The sequence below is a fragment of the Streptomyces sp. YIM 98790 genome (genome assembly GCF_011421595.1).
In the GTDB taxonomy this organism is placed as follows: Bacteria; Actinomycetota; Actinomycetes; order Streptomycetales; family Streptomycetaceae; genus Streptomyces.
This window is the reverse complement of the sequence record NZ_WTLH01000103.1, coordinates 447-22,359: the sequence shown is the minus strand read 5'-3', so window position 1 is coordinate 22,359 and position 21,913 is coordinate 447. Positions and strand designations below refer to the sequence as shown.

The window sequence follows — 21,913 nt, the reverse complement described above, 5'->3', positions numbered from 1 at the left end:
GGAGCGGCGGCCGGTGCGGCTGCCCGCGGCCCGGGCGCTGGCCGGGCGGCTGCCGGCCGGTGTGCCCGAGGTCCCGGCCGGGCCCGGCCCGGTGCCGGACGGCCGGTCCTGGAGCGAGATCCACTACCGGGAGGAGGGGCCGGCCGGGTTCCTCTCCTTCTCCTTCCCGGGCGGGGCGATGGACACCGGCCGCTGCCGGCGGCTGCTGCGGGCGTGGCGGCACGCCGTCTCCCGCCCGGTGCGGGTGCTGGTGCTGGGCCCGCGGCGGGACTTCTTCTCCAACGGCATCCATCTGGGGGTGATCGAGGCCGCGGCCGACCCCGTGGCGGAGTCCTGGGCCAATCTCCGGGCCATGAACGACCTGGTGGAGGCGGTGCTCACCACCACCGACCGGCTGGTGGTGGCGGCCCTGCCGGGCAATGCCGCGGCCGGCGGGGTGATGCTCGCGCTGGCCGCCGACGAGGTGTGGTGCCGGTCCGGCTCGGTGCTCGCTCCGCACTACCGGCGGATGGGTCTGTACGGCTCGGAGTTCTGGACGTACAGCCTGCCCCGGCGGGTGGGGCGGACGGAGGCGGAGCGGCTGACGGAGCGCGCGCTGCCGGTCGGCGCGGCCCGCGCCGCGCGGCTGGGACTGGTGGACCGGGTGATCGAGGCGCCACCGGAGGAGTTCGCCGCCGAGGCCGCCCGGCTGGCGGTCCGGCTGGCCCGCTCGGACCGGCTCGAAGCGCGGATCGGCGCGAAGAAGGCCGACCGGGAGCGGGACGAGGCGGTCCGGCCGCCGGCCGCCTGCCGGGCCGCCGAACTGGAGCGCATGCGGGCGTCCTTCGACGATCCGGCCGCTCCCTACCACGCGCTGCGCGCCGCCTTCGTCCGCGGGGAGCGTCCGGCGGACGCGGGGGCCGACCCCCTCGCCCCGCCCCCGCCGCTGCCCCCGTGGGCGTCCGGCGCGTCCCGTCCGTCCCGCTCCCGGGAGGAGGCGTGACGGCGGGCGGGCCGGGCCCGGCACCGCCGTCCGCGCCGCCGCCCCGCGTGCTGGTGGCCGGCATCGGCAATGTCTTCCTCGCCGACGACGGCTTCGGGCCGGCCGTCGCCGCGGAGCTGCTGCGCCGCCCGCTGCCGGACCGCACCGAGGTCGCGGACTTCGGCATCCGGGGCATGGACCTGGCCTACCGGATCACCTCCGGCTGTACGGCCGTGGTGCTGGCCGACGCCCTGCCCCGGGGCGCCGCCCCGGGCACCCTGACCGTGCTGGAGCCGGAGGTCCCGGACGCCGCTGCGGCGCCGGAGACCCACGCCATGGACCCGGTCCGGGTGCTGGCGCTGGCCCGGTGGCTGGCGGACGGGCCGCTGCCCCGCGTGCTGCTGGTCGGCTGCGAACCCCTGGTGCGGATGACCGGCGAGGAGCCGGACGTCCGGGTCGGGCTGAGCGAACCGGTGGCGCGCGCCGTCCCCGAGGCCGCCGGCCTGGTGCTCTCCCTGCTCCCGGCCCTGGCCGGGGAGAGCGGCCCGGTCCTGCGGCCCGGGGTGTGAGAACGCGGCCGGGGTGATGCGGGCGGCCGGCCGGGTACCCGCCCCGGCATGAGATGGCTTCAGGTGGAAGAGCCGCCGGCGGCGGCACATGTGCTGGTGCTGTCACCGGGCGAGGAGACGGTGGCCGCCCTGACCGCGTTCTCGCAGCGGCGCGAGGTGGGCGCCGGGCAGGTGACCGCGGTCGGCGCGTTCGAGCGTGCCGTGGTGGGCTGGTACGACCGGGAGGCCCGGGAGTACCGGCCGATCCGGGTGGACGAGCAGTGCGAGGTGCTCTCGCTGGTCGGTGACATCGCCGTGGGGGACGAGGGGCCGGCGCCGCATCTGCACGCGGTGCTCGGGCTGCGGGACGGCACCACCCGCGGCGGCCACCTGCTGGAGGGCTGGGTCTGGCCGACGGTGGAGCTGGTGCTGCGCAGCAGCCCGGCCACCCTGCGCAAGACCTACCGGCCGGAGGCAGGTCTGGCGCTGATCGATCTGGCGCACCGGGAGAGCGGCGCCGGATAGCCGCGGTCAGCCGGGGTGTCCGGCGGCCCAGAGCAGCCCGCCGGCCAGGTGGGCGCGGAAGACCGGGTCGGTGTAGCACTCGGAGGTGTGGCCGAGGGCGGTGTAGAAGGACCGGCCGCCGGTGTTCTCGTGGCACCAGACCAGGGGGTGGTCCGCGCCCATCCGGCCGTCCCGGTAGCTGGACCCGTCGGCGCGGGCCAGCACCCGCACCGTGTCGCGCGGATTGCTCTCGAAGTCGTACCACTCGTCGGTCAGCCGCCAGCTGTCGCCGAGGTGGACGGTGGCCGGGTGGCCGCGGTCCTCCACCCGCACGGTGCCCGGCTGCAGTTCCGGGTGCCGGTCGAAGCGGGCGCCGATCAGCTCGCCGTACCAGGGCCAGTCGTACTCGGTGGCCGCGGCCGCGTGCACGCCGACGAAACCGCCGCCGGCGGCCTGGTGCGCGCGCAGCGCCTCGCGTCCGGCCTCGTCCAGCACGGTGCCGCTGGTGGAGAGGAAGACCGCCAGCCGGCAGCCGGGCAGTGCGGCGGCGAACTCGGCCGGGTCCTCGGTGGCCGTCACCCCGAACCCGTGGGCCCCGCCCAGGTCGCGCAGGGCTGCGATGCCGTCCGGGATGGAGTCGTGCCGGTATCCGGTGGTCCGGCTGAAGACGATGATCCGGGGAGTGCTCATGGCGGGCATGGTAGGCCCCCCGGTCCCGCCCCGCGCGGGAACGCTCCGGCGCCCGGACGGGCGGCCCGGTGGGTGCCCCGGTCCGGTGTGCCGGGTGCCGTCCCCGCCCGTCCCGGTGCGCGGCGGAGCGTCCCGGCGGGCCCCGGCGGGTACCAGTGCATGACGGTGCACGACGGTGGCCGGCGGATGCCGGCGGACGAGGAGGACGGGATGAGCGGTCCGGGCCGGCTGGTGCAGAACACCCGGCAGCAGGCGGACGCCTGCCGGCGGCTCGGCTCACCGCTCTACGGCGGGCTGCTGGAACAGATCGCGGACGACATCGCCCTCGGCGGCGTGTGCGCCGAGGTGCTGGCCGGCCGTGAGCACTCCCGGATACGGGAGGCCGTGCCGCTGCGGCTGATGGGCGCGGTGCACGGGCTGGTCCTCACCGGGCGGGCACCCGAGCTCGCCGGTTTCTTCCCCAGCGCGGGCGGCACCGCGCCGGAGCACCCCGAGGCGGCCTGGCCCGCGCTGCGCAAGGCCGTGGCCGGCCACCGGCAGTGGATCCGGCACTGGCTGGACCGCCCGCCGCAGACCAACGAGCCGGGACGGGCCAGCATGCTGATCGCGGGAATCCTGCATGCGCTGGGCGACGAGCCGCGTCCGGTGCGGCTGCTGGAGCTGGGCGCCAGCGCCGGGCTCAATCTCCGCGCGGACCGGTTCCGCTGCACCTCCGCCGGATTCGCCTGGGGGCCGGCCGGCTCGCCCGTGCAGCTGGACGGCGCCTGGCGGGGCCCGGTGCCCCGATGGCTGGCCCGGGCCGCCGCCCGGCACCCGTCGTTCCCGGTGGCGGAGCGGCGCGGCTGCGACCCGGACCCGGTCGATCCGCTGTCCGCGCAGGGCGCGCTGGCGCTGCGCGCCTATGTCTGGCCGGACCAGGCCGGGCGCGGTGCCCGGCTGGAGGGCGCGCTGCGGATCGCCGCCGCGGTACCGGCCGTGGTGGAACGGCGGGGCGCGGCCGATTTCCTGTCCGCGGTGCGGCTGGAGCCCGGCACCCTCACCGTGGTGTGGCACTCCGTGATGCGGCAGTACGTGCCGGAGGAGGAGTGGCGGCGGGTGGAGGCGGAGCTGGACCGGCTGGGCGGCGCGGCGGACACCGCGGCCGGCTTCGCGCACATCGCGTTCGAGCCGCGCCGGGCGCAGCGGCTGCGCGGCTTCCTGCTGTCCGTGCGGCGGGACGGCGGGGAGACGGAATACCTGGCCGAGGCCGCCCCGCACGGCCTTCCCGCCTGGACCCCGGTACCGGTCCGCTGACCGGGCACGCGCGCCCGGCAGGACGGTCCGGCGGGAACGGCCTACGCTCACGAACATGGCAGTGGCACGCTTCAAGGATCTGGTCCTGGAGGCGGCGGACCACCAGCGGCTGGCCGACTGGTGGTGCAAGGTCCTGGGCTACGAACGCCACACGCCGCGCTTCGGCGAGGACTGGCCCCCCGGGTGGCCGGTGCCGATCCGCGACCCCGCCGGGCACGGTCCGACGATCTGGATCACCCCGGTGGAGGAGGGCGAGGAGGACGCCGGGCCGCGCAGGGACCGCGGCCGCATCCACCTGGACGTGTGGGGCGACACCGCCGAGCTGCTGGCACTGGGCGCCGCCATGGTGAAGCCCCGGGACGAGGGCACCGGGTGGGACACCCTGCGGGACCCGGAGGGGAACGAGTTCTGTGTCTTCCCGCCGCCCCCGGAGATGCCCGTCCGGCTGGGCGTGCGGTGACCGGCCGCCGGCCGGCGGGTCTCAGACCTTGAGCCAGGAGCGGCGGTCGCGGGCCACGCCGTGGAGGGTCTCCACGGTCTCGGGCTTGAGCACCCCGCCCCGGCCGCCGAAGGCCCGGATGTCGTGCTCGCACAGCACGTGCACGTCCCGCAGCGCCGGGGAGACCCGCACCTGGCCGGCCGCGACCAGGGCCAGCACCGGTTCCACCGGGACCGGGACGCCGCTGCCGGTGCTCAGCGCGAGCGCGGCGCGACGGGCCAGCCGGCGGGCGTAGCGCAGATACGGCTCCGTGCGGCGCCGGCCGATCCGCACCATCTCGGGGCCGGGCGGGCCGTCCGCGTCGTCCGCGTCGTCCGCGTCGTCCGGGGCCCGGTCCGGCTTGCCGGTGCGTGCGGCACCGGCCCCGGCATCGGCAAGCCCTGCGCCGCCCGCACCGGCGTCGGCACCGGCACCGGCGTCGGCGTCGGCGCCCGCCCAGATCCGGGCCCGGGGATGGCAGGCGGTGTAGAAACTGAACACCCCGCCGGGGCCGACGGTCAGATGGGCCAGCGTCTCGTGCCCGGGCAGCAGGATCGAGTGCACGGTCCGCCAGCCGCCCGGCGCCAGGCCGTCCAGGGCGGCGCCCATCACCATCTCGCCGGTGAGGCGGTCGCGCCGCTCCGCGGCCGCGGCCGGCCGGCCGAGCAGCCGGTCCAGGCCCCGGCGCAGCACGCCGGGGCCGGCCTCCCGTTCGCCGCGCAGGGTCTCGCCGGGCCGGTTGGGAGCCAGGTCGTCATCGGGATGCAGCCACAGCGGGCTGCCGTACGGCCGCTTCACGGGCCGCTTGCCGCCGTCGTCCATCACACACCTCAGCACCCATGAGACCACCGGCGCGGGGGCCGGGCCAGAGCGGAACGGGCATGTCCCCTGCCGCGCGGGCCGGTGTCCGGCGGGTGCGACAATCGGTGGCCGGTCCGGGCGGCTGCGGAACACCGCGGTCCGGGCGCGGCCGGAGCGGCGGAGAAGGAGGCGGCGGGTGGCGCGGCTCATCGACACGGTGGCCTGGGTGTGCCTGGCCCAGGGGCGCATCCTGGGCACCCGGACCCGGGGCAGGGAGCTGTTCTACATTCCCGGTGGCAAGCGCCATCCGGGTGAGAGCGACACCGAGACCCTGGTCCGCGAGGTCCGCGAGGAGGTGTCGGTGGCACTGCTGCCCGGCACCCTGGCCCACATCGGCACCTACCGGGCACCGGCCGACGGGCACGGGGCCGGCGCCGAGGTCCGGATGGCCTGCTACACCGCCGAGTACCGGGGGACGCTTGCGGCGAGCAGCGAGATCGAGGAGCTGGCCTGGCTCGGTTATGCCGACCGGGACCGTACCGCGCCCGTGGACCGCGTCGTGTTCGACGATCTCCGGGCGGCCGGCCTGCTGCGGTAGCAGGTCCGCCGGGCACGGGGCGGTCCGCGCGGTGCGGGCGCGGTCCGCGGCGGCGGCCGGCTCAGTACCATGGCAGGCCGGGCGCCCACGGGCAGAAAGGGCGGTGTCAGGTGACCGCGACACGGACCGACGGACGGCTGGAGCGCGGCCGGCAGACCCGGCGCCTGGTGCTCGGCCGGACCATGGAGATCGCCTCCGTCGAAGGGCTGGAAGGGCTCTCCATCGGGCGGGTCGCCGCGGAGCTGGGTCTGAGCAAGAGCGGGGTGTTCGCGCTGTTCGGCTCCAAGGAGGAGCTCCAGCTGGCCACCGTGCGGGCGGCCACCGCGGTCTATGTCGAGCATGTGGTGCGCCCGGCCGAGGAGACCCCGGCCGGGCTGGGCAGAGTGTGCGCGCTGATCCGGAACTGGCTGGCCTACTCCCGGGAGCGGGTCTTCCCCGGCGGCTGCTTCTTCTTCTCCTCCTCGGTCGAGTTCGGTGCCCGGGAGGGCGCGGTGCACGATGCGCTGGCGGCCCGCCGCACCGAGTGGACCGGCTATGTGCGGCGCACCCTGGAGGAGGCGCGGGTCCTGGGCGGCCTGCACGCGGACACCGATGTGGACCAGCTCGCCTTCGAGCTGATCGCGCTGCTGGAGACGGCCAATGTGCAGTCGGTGCTGAGCCGGGACGACGCCGGCTACGACCGGGCGGCTGCCGGGATGCTGGCCCGGCTGCGGGCCGCGGCCACCGACCCGCAGGCGCTACCCGACACGCTCGCCGGCTGAGATCCCGTCCGTCCCGCCGGGAGTGCCGGCCGGCCGCGCGGTGCCGGGACGCCCGCCGGCCGGCGCGGCATCGGTGCTGGTGAGGAAGTCCACCACCGCGCCGGTGACCACCGGGTCGGCCAGGATGCGGGAGTGCCCGAGCCCCCGGGTGAGCAGCTGGTCGGCCTGGCCCGCGTAGCCGGCCATCACCCGCCGGGCCTGTCCGACCGGCACCATGGTGTCGTCCCGGTCGTGGATCACCAGGATCGGCACGGTGATCTCCCCGGTCCGGTACGAGGCGGAGAACCGTGACCAGATGTTCCCGGTCTCGCCCCGCGCGGCCACGAACCGCTCGACACGGCGGCGCAGTTCGGCCTCCAGCCGGGGCCGCAGTCCCAGCTGGGCGCGGAACGCCTCGGTGAGGAACCCGAACTGGCTGATGCCGGAGATGGTGACCAGCCGGCCTGCGGTTCCCGGGTCGCGGACAGCCGCGAACGCGGCCAGCCCGCCGAAGGAGTGGCCGATCAGCGCCTCGAAGGGCCGCCCGGCCGCGGCGCGCAGCCGCCGCACCAGGTCCCGGTAGTCCAGGATGGTGCTGCCCCGGCCGCCGGAGTCGCCGTGACCGGGCGCGTCGAAGGCGACCGGGCTGTAGCCGGCCGCCAGCAGCGCCTCGGCCAGGGCATGCCAGCGCGAGGCCCGGGAGCGCCAGCCGTGCAGCAGCAGCACCGGCCGCTCGCCGTTCCCCCACCGGTGGACGCGCACCGGTATGCCGTCCAGATCCAGGACCTCGGTGCGCGCGGTGCGCATCAGCGGGGCCTCGGCCGGGCGCGGCCGGGCGCGGGCGCCGGCGCGGAGGAACAGGGCGAAGGCCAAGGCGCCGGCGGGACGCGGGGCGACCCGGGAGGCGGTGTTGAGCACGAAGCGGATGACTGCGGTGGCCGTGCGGTGCATGTCCGGTCTCCTCGCGGGTCGGTGACGGCGAGATAGTAGCACGACCGTTCGTTTAGTTTTCTGCCCGGACGACCGGCCCGGCGGGACCGTCCCGCCCGGCGTGCGGGGCCGGGCGGGCGGTTCTCAGCGGGCGGCGTCCAGCGGAGCGGACGCCGGTGCGCCGGCCGTCACCGAAGCGGAGGCGGTGGCGGCGGCCGGTGCCGAAGCGGATGCGGGTGCGGACGCGGGTGCGGATGCGGATGCGGGCTTGGCCGCCGGCGCGGAGGTGGGCACGGAGACGCGGGCGTCCCGGCGCACCAGCGCCGCGTAACGGCCGTCCAGGGCCAGCAGTTCGTCATGGCTGCCGCGCTCCAGGACCCGTCCCTCGTGCAGCACCACGATCTGGTCCGCGTCCCTGATGGTGGACAGCCGGTGGGCGATGGTGATGGTGGTACGCCCGGCCGACAGCGCGTCCAGAGCCCGCTGCACCGCCTCCTCGGTGCGCGTGTCCAGTGCGCTGGTGGCCTCGTCCAGAATCAGCACCGGCGGGTCCCGCAGAATGGTGCGGGCGATCGCCAGGCGCTGCTTCTCACCCCCGGAGAAGCGGTGGCCGCGCTCCCCCACCAGGGTCTGGTAGCCGTCCGGAAGGGCGGCGATGTGGTCGTGGATCTGGGCCGCCCGGGCCGCCTCCTCGATCTCCTCGTCCGAGGCGTCCGGCTTGGCGAACCGCAGGTTGTCGGCGACCGAGGCGTGGAAGAGATACGTCTCCTGGGAGACCACGCCGATCGCGCGGGCCAGTGAGTCGAAGTCCAGGTCCCGTACGTCGATGCCGTCCAGGGTGACCCGGCCGGAGGTGACGTCGTATATCCGCGGGACCAGGTAGCCGAGCGTGCTCTTGCCCGCGCCGGTGGCACCCACCAGCGCCAGACTGCCGCCGGCCGGCACGGTGAGATCGATGTTGCTGAGCACCGGCCGGCCGCCGGGCTCGTAGGAGAAGGAGACGTTCTCGAAGCGGATCACACCCCTGGCGCGTTCGATCCGCCGCGGGTCGGCCCGCTCGGTGATGTCCACCCGCAGGTCCAGGTATTCGAAAATGCGCTGGAACAGGGCGAGCGACGCCTGGATGTCCACCCCGGTCGAGAGCAGCCCCACGGCCGGGCGCAACAGCCCCTGCTGGAGGGTGACGAAGGCGACCAGGGTTCCGATGGACGGCGCCCCGCCCCCGAGGTGGAGCATCACCCCGGCCGCCCAGTACAGCAGCGGCGGAATGGCGCCCATGATCATGCCGATGGTGGCCATCCGCCAGCGGCCGGCCATGCTGGAGCGGACCTCCAGCTCCACCAGGCGTGACGATTCGTCAGTGAAGGTACGGGTGAGGGAATCGGCCCGCCCCATGGTGCGGCCCAGCAGAATGCCGCTGACCGACAGCGACTCGGTGACCAGGGCGGCCATCCCGGCCATCTGTTTCTGCCGCTGGGCGACGATGCGCTTGCGTTCCCGGCCGACCCGGCGGGCCACCCACACGAAGCAGGGCAGCAGGGCCAGCGAGACCAGGGTGAGACGCCAGTCGAGGGCGAGCATGGCGACCACGGTGGCCACCACGGCGGTGATATTCGATACGAGGGACGTTGCGGTGGAGGTGACGGTGGCCTGCATGCCACCGATGTCGCTGGCGATCCGGGACTGCACCTCGCCGGTGCGGGTGCGGGTGAAGAAGGCCAGCGGCATCTGCTGGAGTTTGGTGTAGACCCGGGTGCGCAGATCGTGCATCACATGCTGGCCCACGCGGGTGGAGAGCAAGGTCTGCAGAACGCTGAAAATGCTGCTCAGCACCGCGGCACCGATCATGCCGAGGGCCAGCAGCGCGAGCAGTCCGGTGCGCCGCTCGGGCAGCGCGGTGTCGATGATCTCGCGGAGCAGGAACGGGGACGCGACGCCGACCAGGGACGACGCGCCGACCAGCAGGGCGACGAGGCTCAGCCGGCCGTGGTGGGGGCGGAAAAGACGCAGGATACGACGGACCTGTGCGGGGGGCTGAGGGTGGGCCGCGTCCTTGGGAGGCGGATCCCACCGGGGGGCGTCGTGATGCATGGGCTCCTTCCGTGCTCGGTCGGCAGCGGCAACCGACCAGCGTACGACTGTCACGACGGCTTCACGTGCGTGAACGGGATATGCGTCATCCTGGCCGCTTCTGCTCCGGTCTCTCCCCATGCGGTCGCCTGCGACCGATCACGATCGGCGGTCCGGCGGCCGGCTTCCGCGGGGGATGCCGCCGCGGGAGCGCGGCGGTACGGCGCTGCTGCCGCGGCGGGTGCCGGGCGGGGTGTGAGCGGGAGCAGGAGCAGGAGCGGGGACGCGGGCGGTGCGTGCCTGCGGCGGGGTGCCGGTCAGCCGGTGGCTGCCCGGGCCATCCGGCGCACGGCCTCGCGGAGCAGCGGCGGCGGTGTGGCGAAGGCCAGCCGGACATGTCCGGCGCCGCCGGCACCGAAGGAGCGCCCGTCGGTGAGGGCCACCCTCCCCCGGTCCAGGAAGACCCCGGCGGGATCGCCGCCGAGGTCCAGTTCCCGGCAGTCCAGCCAGGCGAGGTAGCCGCCCTCGGGCGGGCGGCAGCGCACCTGCGGCAGGTGCTCGGCCAGCAGCCGGGAGAGCAGCCGGCGGTTGTCGTCCAGTCCGGCCAGCAGGGTGTCCAGCCAGTCGTCGCAGTGCCGGAACGCGGCGATGTGGGAGATCACCCCGAGGTGGCTGGGGCCGTGGCCGGTCTCCTCGGGCAGCCGGGCCAGGTCGGCGCCCGCCCCGGGCCCGGCCACGGCCAGCGCGGCCTTGGCGCCGGCCAGCTGCCATGCCTTGGAGGCGGACAGCAGGCTGAAGGCGTTCTCGGCTCCGGGCACCGTCAGATAGGGGACGAACCGCGCACCGGGCAGCACCAGCGGGGCGTGCACCTCGTCGGCCACCACCCGGACGCCGTGCCGCCCGGCGAGCCGGGCCAGTTCGGCCAGTTCCTCCGCGGTGTGCACGGTGCCCGTGGGGTTGTGCGGGCTGCACAGCACGTAGACGGCCGGGCCGCGCCGGAAGGCGCCGGCCAGCGCGTCCGGGTCCAGCCGCCCGGCCGGATCCAGCGGCGCCTCGGCGACGCGCAGCCCGGCGTTGCGCAGGAATCCGTAGAAGGGCGGGTAGACGGGCGGGCTGATCACCACGGTGTCGCCGGGTTCCGTCAGCAGCCGGACGACCTCCACCAGGCCGGTCATGATGTCGGCGACCATGGCGGTGCGCTCGGGGGGCACCGGCCAGTTCCAGCGCTTGACCGTGAAGGCGTCCACCGCCTCCGCATAGCCGAGGCCGGTGGCGTACCCGGTGTCGCCCAGCGCCACCGCCGCGGTCAGCGCCCGGGCCACCGGGCCGGGCAGCGGGACGTCCATCTCGGCCACCCACAGCGGCAGCACATCGGGCGGATGGCGCTGCCACTTGGCGCCGGTGCGGCGCCGCAGTTGCGTCTCGGTGAGCCGGAACAGCGGATGGGTCACAGGCGGCCTCCGTGCCGGGCGGGGGTGAGGGCGGGGTGCACGGCGGCCCGTCCCGGCCCGCCCATCGTCGCGGACCGGGCCGCCGACGGCCAGGGGGCCTGCCCCTCCCGTGGGCATGCACCGCCGGTCACCGGCACCCCACCCGGCCCGCGGCCGGCGCTCAGTCCTCCGGCAGCTCGACCGGCGCGATGGAGTCGTACATGTCGCCGGGGCCGGGATTGCCCGGGTCGGTGGCACCGCCGAAGTGGCGCATCACGCCCCAGACGGCGTTCAGCGCGGTCTGCACCGCGCCCTCGGCCCACCCCGCGGTCCAGGAGATGTCGTCACCCGCCAGGAACAGCCCGCGCTGGTCCGCCGGCAGCCGGTCCTGCATGAAATGGGTGAACAGCCGCCGCTGGTAACGGTAGTGGCCCGGCAGGTTGGCCTTGAAGGCGCCCATGAAGCAGGGCTCGTTCTCCCACGAGACCGTGACCGGGCTGCCGATGATGTGCTTGCGGATGTCGACGCCCGGATAGATCTCGCGCAGCGACTTCAGCATCACCTCCAGCCGCTCCTGCGCGCTCAGCGGCAGCCACTTCAGGCTGTCGTCGCACCAGGTGTAGGACAGGCAGATGACCGCCGGGCGGTCGGGGCCGTCCTCCAGCAGGTAGGTGCCGCGGGTCATCCGGTCGGTGAGCGTCATGGACATCACGTCGCGTCCGGTGGGACGCCCGTCCGCGTCCACCGCCGGGTCCCGCCAGAACGGCCGGTCCACCGGCACGAACAGCTTGGAGGACTCCATGTAGTGGGTGCGCTCCACGGCCGTCCAGTGGTCGATGGGCAGCAGTTCGTCATCACAGTCGATCTTGGACAGCAGCATCCAGGACTGGGCGGTGAACACCGCGGCCCGGTAGGTGCGGATGGCGCCGGAGGCGTCCGTCACGGTGATCCGGTTGCCCGCGGTGCGGGTCAGCCGGGTGACGGCCGGCCGCGGGGTGCCGCCGTGCAGCCCGCTCAGCGAGGTGCCCTGCGGCCAGTGCACGATCTTGCCGGGCGCCCGCTCCCAGAGCCGCTCGGGCAGCCGCTGGCTGCCGCCCACGATCAGGCGGTGGTCGTCGTCCGCGCCGGTGTAGACGACCCGCAGGATCTCCAGGATGGAGTTGGGGAAGTCGGTGTCCCAGCCGCCGGTGCCGAAACCGACCTGGCCGAAGATCTCCCGGTGCCGGAAGGAGGAGAACGCCTCGGAGTCGCACAGGAAGCCGTAGAAGGTCTGGTTGTCCAGCCGCTCCACCAGCGCCGCCCAGATGTCCCGGATGCGGGCCACGTCGCGCTCCCGGATCGCGCGCTGCATCTCGGAGAAGCGGGCGCCCTCCTCCAGGCAGGCCGACCAGGCGTCGGCCACCGTGCGGTAGACCTCGGGCAGGTCGTCCAGGGTGCGGGCGTAGTGGCTGCGGCCCTTCAGGTCGACCACCGTGGAGGGGGTGGCCGGGGAGAGCGGGTTGGGGAACGGCCGGGTCTCCAGCTCCACCAGGTCGATGTAGTGCTGGAGGGCGGTGGAGGAGGGCGGGAAGCGCATGGCGCCCATCTCGGCGGTCAGCGACGGATCGCAGCCCTCGAACGTCTCGGTGCGCAGCCGTCCGCCGATCCGGTCCGCCTCGTACAGCACCGGCTTCAGGCCCATCTTCATCAGCTCGTAGGCGGTGACCACGCCGGACAGGCCGCCGCCGATGACGGCCACCTCGGTGCCGTGCTCGGTGGCCGGGATCTGGCCCAGCCCGGCCGGGTGGCGCAGGTAGTCGTCGTAGGCGAAGGGGAAGTCCGGGCCGAACATGGTGACCGGGGGCAGGTCCGGGGCGGCGGGCTGGTGCTCGTCATGAGCCGCGCTGGGCACCGTGGACGTCATCGGGCGTTCTCCTGAGCTGATGCGGGACAGATGCGGGACAGATGCCGGGAAGAGGCGAACAGGCGCGAAAGATGCGGGCGGGCAGAGAAGAGTTCTGACAGTCCGGACAGTCCGGAGGGTTCGGAGGGTTCGGAGGGTTCGGAGGGTTCGGAGGGTTCGGAGGGATGGAGTCACGGCCGGCAGGCCCGGGAGCGGCAGGGCCGCCCGCCGGGCCCGGGCCGGGGGTGGCCGGAGAGCGGCCGGGACGGTCAGCCGGGCACGCGGGTGAGCGCGCCGTACAGCTCCGGCCGGCGGTCCCGGAGGTAGGGACTGGCGGCACGCGAGGCGCGCAGCAGTTCCGGGTCCGCCTCGGCGATCAGCAGCTCCCCGCCGGTGCCGGCCCGCGCGGGCACGCTGCCGTCGGGGGCGGCCAGGCAGCTCAGCCCGGCGAAGTGGTGCTCGCCCTCGGGGCCGCAGCGGTTGGCGTAGGCAATGTAGAGCTGGCTCTCCAGGGCCCGGGCGGGGACCAGGGTGCGGGCCACCGCCTCGAAGGGCCGCATCAGCGCGGTGGGCACCAGCAGCAGGTCGGTGCCGGCCAGCGCATGCGCCCGCACGGTCTCCGGGAACTCCACGTCGTAGCAGATCAGCAGGCCGATGCGGAGGCCGTCCAGCCCGGTCTGGACGACCGGCTCGGCGCCGGGGAGAAAGGCGGCGGTCTCGAAGCCGCCGTACAGGTGGGTCTTGCGGTAGACGGCGAGGCGGGCCCCGTCCGGGCCGATGAGCTGCACGCTGTTGTGCACGCCCGCGGCGCCGCGCTCGGGCCAGCCGTAGACGACGGCCACGCCGTGCCGGGCGGCGGTCTCCGCGACCGCGGCGGCCCAGGGGCCGTCGGCGGGCTGGGCCAGCCGGGCGGCGCCGGCGGCATCGCCGAGCGCGTAGCCGGTCAGCGACAGCTCGGGGGTGACCAGCAGGCGGGCGCCCGCGGCGGCGGCCCGCCGGGCGTCGTCGTCCAGGGCGGCCAGGCCGGCGGCGGGACCGGCGGGCGGCCCGGGCGGGCCCTGGCGGAGCGCGATGCGCAGCGGCGTCATGGAAACCTCGCAAGCCTGACACAGCCGGACGTATCCGGAACAGCCGGACGTACGGGTTTATTGCCATCGGAGGGAACGCCTCGACGGTACGGTCCGGCCCGCCCGGCCGACAAGGCCCATCCCTTGCACATCCGGGCACGATCCCTTGCGCGTTCCCGCCCCTGGGCGGCGATTCGTTGCACGCGGGCCGCCGCTAGCCCTCGGGGCCGTGTTCCAGCGGCGTACCCGAGGAGAAGCGGCGCAGCAGCGGGGACAGCACCAGCACGGACTTGGTGCGTTCCACGAACGGCTCGCCCGCGATGCGTTCCAACACGGTCTCGAAGTGGTGCATGTCGGCGGCGAAGACCTGGACGACGGCATCGGCCTCGCCGGTGACCGTGGAGGCGGACGCCACCTCCGGGTAGCGGGACAGGCCGCGGCGGATGTCCTCGGGCGAGGTCTTGGAGCGGCAGTAGATCTCGATCAGGCCCTCGATCCGCCAGCCCAGCGCGGCGGGCGCGACCCGCACCGTGAAGCCGGTGATCGCACCCTGCTCGCGCAGCCGGTCCACCCGGCGCTTGACCGCGGGGGCGGAGAGGCCGACCTCGGCGCCGATGTCGGCATAGGACCGGCGGGCGTTCTCGGCGAGCACCCGCACGATGCGCTCGTCCAGTTCGTTCAGTCGCACAGGGGCAGTGAACCACGCCGCCGCCGCTGCCCGTCCGGGGCCGCTCCGGGCCCCAGACGGGCAGCGGCGGTCACCAGCTCGCGTGCAGCGGCTTGCCCTCGGCGTACCCGGCGGCGCTCTGCACTCCGACCACCGCCTGCCCGGCGAACTCGGTCAGGTCGCGCGCCCCGGCGTAGGTGCAGGCCGAGCGGACGCCCGAGACGATGGCGTCGATCAGGTCCTCCACACCCGGCCGGGCCGGGTCGATGTACATCCGGGAGGTGGAGATGCCCTCCTCGAACAGGCCCTTGCGGGCCCGGTCGTAGGAGGACTCCTCGGCGGTGCGGTTGCGCACCGCGCGGGCCGAGGCCATGCCGAAGCTCTCCTTGTACAGCCGCCCGTCCGCGGACTGCTGGAGATCGCCCGGCGACTCGTGGGTCCCGGCGAACCAGGAGCCGATCATCACATTGGACGCGCCCGCGGCCAGCGCCAGGGCCACATCGCGCGGATGCCGCACGCCGCCGTCCGCCCAGACGTGCTTGCCGTGCCGGCGGGCCTCCTCGGCGCACTCCAGCACCGCGGAGAACTGCGGGCGGCCGACCCCGGTCATCATCCGGGTGGTGCACATGGCGCCCGGCCCGACACCGACCTTGACGATGTCCGCTCCGGCCGCGATCAGATCCCGCACGCCCTGCGCGGACACCACGTTGCCGGCCACCACGGGCACCTGCGGGTCCAGGGCCCGGACCGCCTGCAGCGCGGTGATCATGGTCTCCTGGTGGCCGTGTGCGGTGTCCACCACCAGCACGTCCGCGCCGCCGTCCAGCAGCGCCTTGGCCCGGCCGGCCACATCGCCGTTGACCCCGATGGCGGCGGCGACGCGCAGCCGGCCCCGGTCGTCGACCGCCGGGGTGTAGAGGGTGGCCCGCAGCGCGCCCTTGCGGCTGAGGATGCCGGCCAGCCGCCCGTCCGCGTCCACCGCCGGGGCGATCTTGCGGTGTGCCGCATCGAGCTGGTGGAACGCCTCGCGCGGGTCCATGGCGGCGTCCAGCAGTACCAGATCGGTGGACATCACCTGGGAGAGCTGGGTGAACCGGTCCACGCCGGTCAGGTCGCTCTCGGTGACGACGCCGACCGGGCGGCCGTCGGAGACCACCACGCCCGCGCCGTGCGCACGCTTGGGCAGCAGCGCCAGGGCGTCGGCCACGGTCTGGCCGGGGGCCAGGGTGATCGGGGTGTCCAGCACCAGATGACGCCGCTTGACCCAGCCGATGACCTCGGTCACCACGTCGATCGGGATGTCCTGCGGGATCACCACCAGGCCGCCGCGGCGGGCCACCGTCTCGGCCATCCGGCGGCCGGCGATCGCGGTCATGTTGGCCACCACCAGGGGGATGGTGGTGCCGGAGGCGTCCGGGCTGGTCAGATCGACATCCTGCCGGGAGCCGACCGCGGAGCGGGACGGCACCATGAAGACGTCGTCGTAGGTCAGGTCGTACGGCGGCCGGACGTCGTTCAGAAAATGCATGCTGGCTCTCTCACCTGCGGTTGTACGGACATGCGGGTGGGGGTCAGCATCGGCGGCGCCCGGCCGGACCGGGCGGCGGCATGCGGCTCCTACGCCATTGTCCCCGATCGCGGCCGGAGCCGGTGCGGAGCGGGGCAGGGCGCGGCGGCAGGCGGAGCCGGGCGAAGCCGGGACCGGGAGGGGTCAGCCCTCCGCCGGGTCGACCCGGTCCAGCGCCGGGCGCCGGCCGGGCGTCACCTGGAGCAGATAGTCGGCGGCGGCGGTGTCCGTCACCAGGCTGGTCACCAGACCGGAGCGGAGCACGGCCGCGATGGCGTCGCCCTTGCGCCGCCCGCCCGCGATGGCCACCACCTCGGGAATCCGCCGCAGCCGCTCGGGTTCCACGGTGATGCACCGCTCGCCCAGATCCCGCCCGATGGACCGGCCCTCCAGGTCGAACAGGTGCGCCGACATCTCGGCGGCGACCCCCAGGGAGGCGTAGTGCGCCCGCTCCTCGCCGCTGAGCATGTCGTGCACGGTGGAGACGCCGGCCTCCCAGGAGCCGATGGAGACGGCCGCGATGGTCACCTTGTCGAAGTACTCGAAGGCGTGCGCGATGCCGGTCTGGCCGCGCAGCGCGGCGGCGGTCTGGGCGTCCGGCAGCAGCATGGGTGCGTAGATGGGATGCGCCTCGCCGCCGGAGACGGCGGCCGCGCGGCGGACCGCCTCCACCGAGCCGCGCTCCGCGGTGCCCACGTCGTAGACGCCGGTCAGCTGCACCACGGTGCACGGCGGCAGCTCCTTCAGGGCGGCCGCCATGTGGATGGTGGAGCGGCCCCAGGCCAGACCCAGCACGTCCCCCTCGTTGACCAGCTCGCTCATCAGGTCGGCCGCGACCTCGCCCAGGTGGTCGGCGTCGTGCGCGTTGGCGGGCGCGTCGGCCGGCGACTCGGCGACCACCACGTGGCGGAGGCCGAAGCGGGCGCGCAGCGCGTCGGAGCGCTCGGCGTCAAGCTCGGCGGGCACCCGGATCTCGATCCGGACCAGTTCGTGCTCGACAGCGGACTCGAGCACCCTGGCGACCTTGAAGCGGCTCACGCCGAACTCGTCGGCGATCTGGATCTTGGATTTCCCCTCCAGGTAGAAGCGGCGGGCCATGGCCGCCGCCTGCATCAGCTCGGCGGGGCCCATTCTCGTGGCTGACCGTCCGGCGGCCACCGCACTCACCTCTCTGTCTTCCCCGTTGCTGTCCCGCTGTGTCCTGCCCGTTCATCCTCGCAGATCCGCGGGGGGCGTGATCCGTCATGTGCACGGTGCACCCGGCCGGATGACCGCATTGACCAGGATGTCGCCGGTTCTTCACCCGGCTGCCGCCGACGGTCCCGCGACACTTCGCGCCCCCGTGGCGCGCCGCACGCCCTTCCGTCCCTGATGCGGCTTTCACCCCGCGCCCCCGGCCCGCCGAGGGCGATCCCCCCGTGACCTGCGTCACATTGCGGCCGGCGGTCCGCCGGTCATGCGGAGCGCCGGGCCGCGGCGGCCTCGGCCTGCCTGCGCAGCCCGGCCACGGCCGCGGCCGGATCGTCCGCGCCGTAGACCGCCGAACCGGCCACGAAGACGTCGGCACCGGCCTCGGCGCAGCGCTCGATGGTCCCGGCCGAGACCCCGCCGTCCACCTGGAGCCAGAGCTTCAGGCCGTGCCGCTCGATCATCCGCCGGGCGCGGCGGATCTTGGGCAGCACCAGATCGAGGAACTTCTGGCCGCCGAAGCCCGGCTCGACGGTCATCAGCAGCAGCATGTCGAGCTCGGGCAGCAGATCCTCATAGGGCTCGACCGGGGTGGCGGGGTTGAGCGCCATCGCCGCCCGCGCCCCCTTGGCACGGATCTCCCTGGCCAGCCGCACGGGGGCGGCGGCGGCCTCCACGTGGAAGGTGACCGAGCCCGCGCCGGCTTCCACATAGCGCGGCGCCCAGTGGTCCGGGTTCTCGATCATCAGGTGGCAGTCCAGCGGAATGCCGGTGGCCTTGCGCAGCGACTCCACCACCGGGACGCCGAGGGTCAGATTGGGCACGAAGTGGTTGTCCATGACGTCCACATGGAGCCAGTCGGCGCCCTCGACGGCCTCGGCCTCGGCGGCCAGACGCGCGAAGTCGGCCGCCAGAATGCTGGGATTGATCTGTGCCATGCCCTCAGTATTCAGCATCCCCGCCGCACCCCCGCCCCCGCTCCCCCGGCGGAGGAACCGGGGCGCGGGCTCAGCGGATGCGGCGCAGCAGGGTGAGGTGCATGGCGTCGGTGCCGTGCAGATGCGGCCAGAGCTGGACATCGGGGCCGTCGCCCAGTGCCGGAACACCCGGCAGCAGCGGACGGGCGTCCAGCCGCTGGGCCACCGGCCCCGCTCCCGGCCGGCGCAGCACGTCGTCCACCACCGCGCGGGTCTCCGCCAGATGCGGCGAGCACGTCACGTAGGCCACCGCGCCCCCCGGCCGTACCGCCTCCAGCGCCCGGCGCAGCAGCGCCCGCTGGAGCGGCCCGAGCTGCGCCAGGTCCTCCGGCCGGCGGCGCCAGCGCGCCTCCGGGCGGCGGCGCAGCGCGCCCAGCCCGGTGCACGGCACATCGGCGAGCACCCGGTCGAAGGCGCCCGGCCGCCACGGCGGCCGGGTGCCGTCGGCGGCGATCACCTGGTACGGGCCGGGCGTGCCGGCCAGGGCACGGGCCACCAGCCGGGCCCGGTGCGGCTGCTTCTCGGCGGCCAGCAGCCGCGCTCCGCGCTCCGCGGCCAGCCCGGCCAGCAGGGCGGCCTTGCCGCCGGGCCCCGCGCACAGATCCAGCCAGTGGGCGTCCGGGCCGCCGTCCAGCGGGGCGGCGGCCAGGGCGAGAGCGGTGAGCTGGCTGCCCTCGTCCTGCACCCCGGCCCGGCCGTCGCGGACCGCGGCCACGGCCGCCGGGTCGCCGTGCGCCAGCCGGACCGCCCAGGGGGACCAGCGGCCCGCCGCCAGCTCCCCGCCGCCGTTCTCCCCCTCCCGGCCGTTCTCCCCGTTCTCGCCCTCGTCGTCCCCTCCCCCTCCCTCGCCTTCCTGCACTCCCTCGCCGCCTCGCCCCGCCCCGGCCTCGCGCAGCAGGTCCGCGGCGGTGGCCCGGCCCGGCCGGGCGGCCAGGGTGACCTCCGGCCGCTGGTTGTCCGCGGCCAGCAGCGCCTCGATGTCCGCCCGGTCCCCGCCCAGCGCGTCCCACAGCGCGGAGACCACCCACCGCGGATGCGAGTGCACCACGCTCAGGTGCCCCTCCGGGTCGCCGTCCCAGTCCGGGGCGACCTCCGCCAGCCACTCCTCCCGGCTGCGCCGGGCCACCTTGCGCAGGACCGCGTTGACGAACTTGGCCCGGCCGTCGCCGAGCACCGAGCGGGCCAGTTCCACGGCGGTGGAGACCGCTGCGTGGCTGGGAATCCGGGTGCCCAGCAGCTGGTGGGCGCCGAGCACCAGCACGTCCAGCACCGGCGGGTCGACCCGGTCCAGCGGCCGGTCCACGCAGGCGGCCAGCACCGCCCGGTAGGTGCCCTGGTGGCGCAGGGCACCGTAGACCAGCTCGGTGGCCAGGGCGGCGTCCCGCGCGTCGAGTTCGCCCGCCCGGCGCGCCTTGGCAAGCAGCGGCGGCAGCACCAGGTTGGCGTAGGCGTCGCGCTCCTGCACGGCCCGCAGGGCCTGGTGCGCCACCAGCCGCACCGGGTCCTTCCGGGGGCGCCGGTAGCGGCGCTGCGGGGAGGAGGACGGGGCGGGGGCGGCGGGTCGGCGCGGCCGAGTGCTCACGATCGGTGCTCCGGCGGTACGGGGGCGGATGTGGGAGGTGACGCGCGGCGCACGCGGGGGCCGCGGGGTGCGTCGGCGCGCCGGCCGGGACGGGAACGGGGACACGCCCGGCCGCTGCGGTGGACCCGGCGGGGAAACGGCGGGCCCGGTACGACGGTACGCCCCGCCGCCGCCGGACCGCCCGGCACCCGCGGCGCGCCGGGCAGCGTACCCCGCGACGTCACGGCCCGGGGCGCCACGGCCCGTGACGTCACGGCCCGGGGCGCCACGGCCCGGGGCGCCACGGCCCGGGACGCCACGGCGTCAGGGCGCCACGGCGTCAGTGGCCGAGCTGCTCGCCGGAGGAGACCCGGACCCCGCGCGCCCAGTCGGCCGCGGCCATCGGCTTCCTGCCCTGCGGCTGCACCCAGAGCAGCTCCACGGCGTGCGAGCCGGTACCGGCGTGCACATGGTGCTTCCCCACGGCGAGTTCGCCGGGCGCCAGTCCGGTGACGTCCGGGCACGGGGTCACCTGCCGCAGCTTGAGCCGCTCGCCGCGGAAGACCGTCCAGGCGCCGGGGACGGGCGAGCAGCCGCGCACCACCCGGTCCACCCGCAACGCCGGTGCCCGCCAGTCGACCTGGGCGTCCTCGACGGTGATCTTGGGGGCCAGGGTGACACCGTCGGCGGGCTGCGGAACGGGCTTCAGGCTGCCGTCCTCGATGCCGTCGACGGTGGCGGCGAGCAGCCCGGCGCCGGCGAAGGCGAGGCGGGTGAGCAGGTCCCCGCTGGTGTCGGCGGGCCGGATGCGCTCGGTCACGGTGCCGTAGACCGGCCCGGAGTCCAGCCCCTTCTCGATCCGGAAGGTGCTGGCGCCGGTGATCTCGTCGCCCGCCATGACGGCGTGCTGCACGGGAGCGGCGCCGCGCCAGGCCGGCAGCAGCGAGAAGTGCAGGTTGACCCAGCCGTGCGGCGGGATGTCCAGGGCCGCCTGGGGCAGCAGCCCGCCGTAGGCGACCACCGGGCAGCAGTCGGGCGCGATCGCGCGCAGCCGCTCCAGGAAGGCCGGGTCGCGCGGGGTCTCCGGCTTCAGGACCTCGATCCCGGCCTCCTCGGCGCGCTCCGCGACCGGGCTGGCCGCCAGCCGCCTGCCGCGGCCCGCCGGGGCGTCCGGCCGGGTCACCACGGCCACGACCCGGTGCCGCCCGGCGGACAGCAGGGCGTCCAGCGACGGCACGGCCACCTCGGGGGTACCTGCGAAGACGAGCCTCATGGTGCGGCAGTCACCTCTGTACTGGTCCTGGGATCGGTCCCGGTGCCCGGCTGGTCCCGGTGCCCGGCGCGGACGCAACAGTCTACGGCCGGAGGGTCCGGGCCGCGGTGGCGCACCGACTGCGCGCGCCTCCCGGGGGAGTTGATGCGCCTCCCGGCGTGACCACCCCGGCGGTCGGACGTTGGTCAAGGCGGATTGACCGCCCGGGGGCCGGGCCACGGCCCCGCTCTCTCCGGTTCGAGAGGCTGATCATGGCCGACCACTCCCCCGACGCCCAGGCACGGGCCAGTCTGCACATGCTGGTACGGGACATCGAAAGGGTGCGCCGCCAAGTGGACGCACTGCGCACGCTCACCACGCAGCTGGGCAATGTCTACCGTCCCCGCCGCACCTCCTCCACCAACGGTTTCGTGGTGTACGGCCGGGCCCCGGCGCCGACCGTGCGTCTGGCCCAGGAGCTGCGGGAGAGTGTGGAGGCACTGGTCACGGCGGCCGTGGACTTCGACCGCTCGCTGGGTTTCTCCTGGGACGCGGTGGGCTCGGCCCTGGGCGTGACCAAACAGGCGGTGCACCGCCGCTACGGCTCCCGCCGCACGCCTCCGGCACCGCCCGCGGAGCCGGGCCGCGCGGAGCCCACGGCGGTGCCCGCCGCCCGCCCGGCGCCGGACCCGGCCCGCACCGGGGTGCT

At 75.3% G+C, this 21,913-nt stretch carries 21 protein-coding genes; 8 read left to right on the top strand and 13 right to left on the bottom strand.

Annotation, left to right across the window (positions count from 1 at the left end):
- The 3 genes from GQS09_RS17555 to GQS09_RS17545 form a co-directional block, all read left to right on the top strand.
- The coding region (locus GQS09_RS17555) for an enoyl-CoA hydratase/isomerase family protein (protein WP_165987298.1) at nt 1-982 on the top strand (982 nt) is incomplete at its 5' end.
- Nucleotides 979-1,530 (top strand): hydrogenase maturation protease, encoded by a 552-nt coding sequence (locus GQS09_RS17550; protein ID WP_165987295.1) that lies wholly within the window; start codon nt 979-981, stop codon nt 1,528-1,530. The genes GQS09_RS17555 and GQS09_RS17550, both read left to right, overlap by 4 nt.
- A gap of 48 nt (nt 1,531-1,578) precedes the next feature.
- A complete protein-coding gene (locus GQS09_RS17545; RefSeq protein ID WP_165987293.1) occupies nt 1,579-2,034 on the top strand; it encodes a PPC domain-containing DNA-binding protein in 456 nt (151 codons plus the stop codon).
- 6 nt (nt 2,035-2,040) lie between these two features.
- Here GQS09_RS17545 and GQS09_RS17540 read toward each other — a convergent pair whose 3' ends face one another.
- Nucleotides 2,041-2,712 carry a ThuA domain-containing protein gene (locus GQS09_RS17540; protein ID WP_399552549.1) on the bottom strand — a complete coding sequence of 224 codons (672 nt, stop codon included), beginning with the start codon at nt 2,710-2,712 and terminating at the stop codon, nt 2,041-2,043.
- 150 nt (nt 2,713-2,862) lie between these two features.
- On the opposite strand from GQS09_RS17540, the gene GQS09_RS17535 reads away from it, so the two are divergent.
- Together GQS09_RS17535 and GQS09_RS17530 are read left to right on the top strand one after the other, a co-directional pair.
- Nucleotides 2,863-3,996: a DUF2332 domain-containing protein gene (locus GQS09_RS17535; RefSeq protein ID WP_243761508.1), complete on the top strand. Its 1,134-nt coding sequence runs from the start codon at nt 2,863-2,865 to the stop codon at nt 3,994-3,996.
- A 55-nt stretch (nt 3,997-4,051) separates the two neighbouring features.
- Nucleotides 4,052-4,456: a VOC family protein gene (locus GQS09_RS17530; RefSeq protein WP_165987288.1), complete on the top strand. Its 405-nt coding sequence runs from the start codon at nt 4,052-4,054 to the stop codon at nt 4,454-4,456.
- A 21-nt stretch (nt 4,457-4,477) separates the two neighbouring features.
- On the opposite strand, the gene GQS09_RS17525 is transcribed toward GQS09_RS17530, so the two are convergent.
- Nucleotides 4,478-5,296 (bottom strand): hypothetical protein, encoded by an 819-nt coding sequence (locus GQS09_RS17525; RefSeq protein WP_165987286.1) that lies wholly within the window; start codon nt 5,294-5,296, stop codon nt 4,478-4,480.
- Nucleotides 5,297-5,471: 175 nt separating this feature from the next.
- Here GQS09_RS17525 and GQS09_RS17520 point away from each other — a divergent pair, with 175 nt between their 5' ends.
- Together GQS09_RS17520 and GQS09_RS17515 are read left to right on the top strand one after the other, a co-directional pair.
- Nucleotides 5,472-5,873 carry an NUDIX domain-containing protein gene (locus GQS09_RS17520; RefSeq protein ID WP_165987284.1) on the top strand — a complete coding sequence of 134 codons (402 nt, stop codon included), beginning with the start codon at nt 5,472-5,474 and terminating at the stop codon, nt 5,871-5,873.
- Nucleotides 5,874-5,983: 110 nt separating this feature from the next.
- Nucleotides 5,984-6,634 (top strand): TetR/AcrR family transcriptional regulator, encoded by a 651-nt coding sequence (locus GQS09_RS17515; RefSeq protein ID WP_165987281.1) that lies wholly within the window; start codon nt 5,984-5,986, stop codon nt 6,632-6,634.
- Here GQS09_RS17515 and GQS09_RS17510 read toward each other — a convergent pair.
- The 11 genes from GQS09_RS17510 to fmt all read right to left on the bottom strand — a co-directional run bounded on the left by GQS09_RS17510 (nt 6,611) and on the right by fmt (nt 21,225).
- Nucleotides 6,611-7,564, bottom strand: a complete 954-nt coding sequence (locus GQS09_RS17510; RefSeq protein WP_165987279.1) for an alpha/beta hydrolase — start codon at nt 7,562-7,564, stop codon at nt 6,611-6,613. The two genes, GQS09_RS17515 and GQS09_RS17510, sit on opposite strands and share 24 nt — an antisense overlap.
- A 123-nt stretch (nt 7,565-7,687) precedes the next feature.
- Nucleotides 7,688-9,634, bottom strand: a complete 1,947-nt coding sequence (locus tag GQS09_RS17505; RefSeq protein WP_165987277.1) for an ABC transporter ATP-binding protein — start codon at nt 9,632-9,634, stop codon at nt 7,688-7,690.
- Between the two features lie 296 nt (nt 9,635-9,930).
- On the bottom strand, nt 9,931-11,064 hold the full coding sequence (locus GQS09_RS17500) for an aminotransferase class I/II-fold pyridoxal phosphate-dependent enzyme (protein WP_313896192.1): 1,134 nt from the start codon (nt 11,062-11,064) through the stop codon (nt 9,931-9,933).
- Nucleotides 11,065-11,224: 160 nt separating this feature from the next.
- A complete protein-coding gene (locus GQS09_RS17495) occupies nt 11,225-12,946 on the bottom strand; it encodes an NAD(P)/FAD-dependent oxidoreductase (RefSeq protein ID WP_165987273.1) in 1,722 nt (573 codons plus the stop codon).
- A gap of 248 nt (nt 12,947-13,194) precedes the next feature.
- Nucleotides 13,195-14,013, bottom strand: coding sequence for a carbon-nitrogen hydrolase family protein (locus tag GQS09_RS17490; protein WP_165987271.1), 819 nt, complete (start codon nt 14,011-14,013; stop codon nt 13,195-13,197).
- Between the two features lie 193 nt (nt 14,014-14,206).
- The gene (locus tag GQS09_RS17485; RefSeq protein ID WP_165987269.1) at nt 14,207-14,680 is read right to left on the bottom strand and encodes an Lrp/AsnC family transcriptional regulator; all 474 of its coding nucleotides are present in this window, start codon (nt 14,678-14,680) and stop codon (nt 14,207-14,209) included.
- A 70-nt stretch (nt 14,681-14,750) separates the two neighbouring features.
- The gene (locus GQS09_RS17480; protein WP_165987267.1) at nt 14,751-16,187 is read right to left on the bottom strand and encodes a GuaB1 family IMP dehydrogenase-related protein; all 1,437 of its coding nucleotides are present in this window, start codon (nt 16,185-16,187) and stop codon (nt 14,751-14,753) included.
- 183 nt (nt 16,188-16,370) lie between these two features.
- Nucleotides 16,371-17,357, bottom strand: coding sequence for a sugar-binding transcriptional regulator (locus tag GQS09_RS17475; RefSeq protein ID WP_207957958.1), 987 nt, complete (start codon nt 17,355-17,357; stop codon nt 16,371-16,373).
- A gap of 323 nt (nt 17,358-17,680) precedes the next feature.
- Nucleotides 17,681-18,352 (bottom strand): ribulose-phosphate 3-epimerase, encoded by a 672-nt coding sequence (gene rpe / locus GQS09_RS17470; RefSeq protein ID WP_165987263.1) that lies wholly within the window; start codon nt 18,350-18,352, stop codon nt 17,681-17,683.
- Nucleotides 18,353-18,422: 70 nt separating this feature from the next.
- On the bottom strand, nt 18,423-19,973 hold the full coding sequence (locus GQS09_RS17465) for a transcription antitermination factor NusB (RefSeq protein ID WP_165987260.1): 1,551 nt from the start codon (nt 19,971-19,973) through the stop codon (nt 18,423-18,425).
- A gap of 319 nt (nt 19,974-20,292) precedes the next feature.
- Complete coding sequence (gene fmt / locus GQS09_RS17460; RefSeq protein WP_165987258.1) at nt 20,293-21,225, bottom strand: methionyl-tRNA formyltransferase; 933 nt, start codon at nt 21,223-21,225, stop codon at nt 20,293-20,295.
- Nucleotides 21,226-21,476: 251 nt separating this feature from the next.
- Between fmt and GQS09_RS17455 the strand changes: the two genes are divergently transcribed.
- Nucleotides 21,477-21,913: hypothetical protein (locus GQS09_RS17455; RefSeq protein WP_243761507.1), on the top strand; the 437-nt coding region annotated here is incomplete at its 3' end.

Coding starts and splice junctions, on each gene's coding strand:
- GQS09_RS17545 (WP_165987293.1), top strand. CDS start 1,579: ATGAGATGGCTTCAGGTGGAAGAGCCGCCGGCGGCGGCACATGTGCTG.
- GQS09_RS17540 (WP_399552549.1), bottom strand. CDS start 2,712: ATGCCCGCCATGAGCACTCCCCGGATCATCGTCTTCAGCCGGACCACC.
- GQS09_RS17535 (WP_243761508.1), top strand. CDS start 2,863: ATGACGGTGCACGACGGTGGCCGGCGGATGCCGGCGGACGAGGAGGAC.
- GQS09_RS17530 (WP_165987288.1), top strand. CDS start 4,052: ATGGCAGTGGCACGCTTCAAGGATCTGGTCCTGGAGGCGGCGGACCAC.
- GQS09_RS17525 (WP_165987286.1), bottom strand. CDS start 5,296: ATGGACGACGGCGGCAAGCGGCCCGTGAAGCGGCCGTACGGCAGCCCG.
- GQS09_RS17510 (WP_165987279.1), bottom strand. CDS start 7,564: ATGCACCGCACGGCCACCGCAGTCATCCGCTTCGTGCTCAACACCGCC.
- GQS09_RS17505 (WP_165987277.1), bottom strand. CDS start 9,634: ATGCATCACGACGCCCCCCGGTGGGATCCGCCTCCCAAGGACGCGGCC.
- GQS09_RS17495 (WP_165987273.1), bottom strand. CDS start 12,946: ATGACGTCCACGGTGCCCAGCGCGGCTCATGACGAGCACCAGCCCGCC.
- GQS09_RS17490 (WP_165987271.1), bottom strand. CDS start 14,013: ATGACGCCGCTGCGCATCGCGCTCCGCCAGGGCCCGCCCGGGCCGCCC.
- GQS09_RS17480 (WP_165987267.1), bottom strand. CDS start 16,187: ATGCATTTTCTGAACGACGTCCGGCCGCCGTACGACCTGACCTACGAC.
- GQS09_RS17475 (WP_207957958.1), bottom strand. CDS start 17,357: ATGGGCCCCGCCGAGCTGATGCAGGCGGCGGCCATGGCCCGCCGCTTC.
- rpe (WP_165987263.1), bottom strand. CDS start 18,352: ATGGCACAGATCAATCCCAGCATTCTGGCGGCCGACTTCGCGCGTCTG.
- fmt (WP_165987258.1), bottom strand. CDS start 21,225: ATGAGGCTCGTCTTCGCAGGTACCCCCGAGGTGGCCGTGCCGTCGCTG.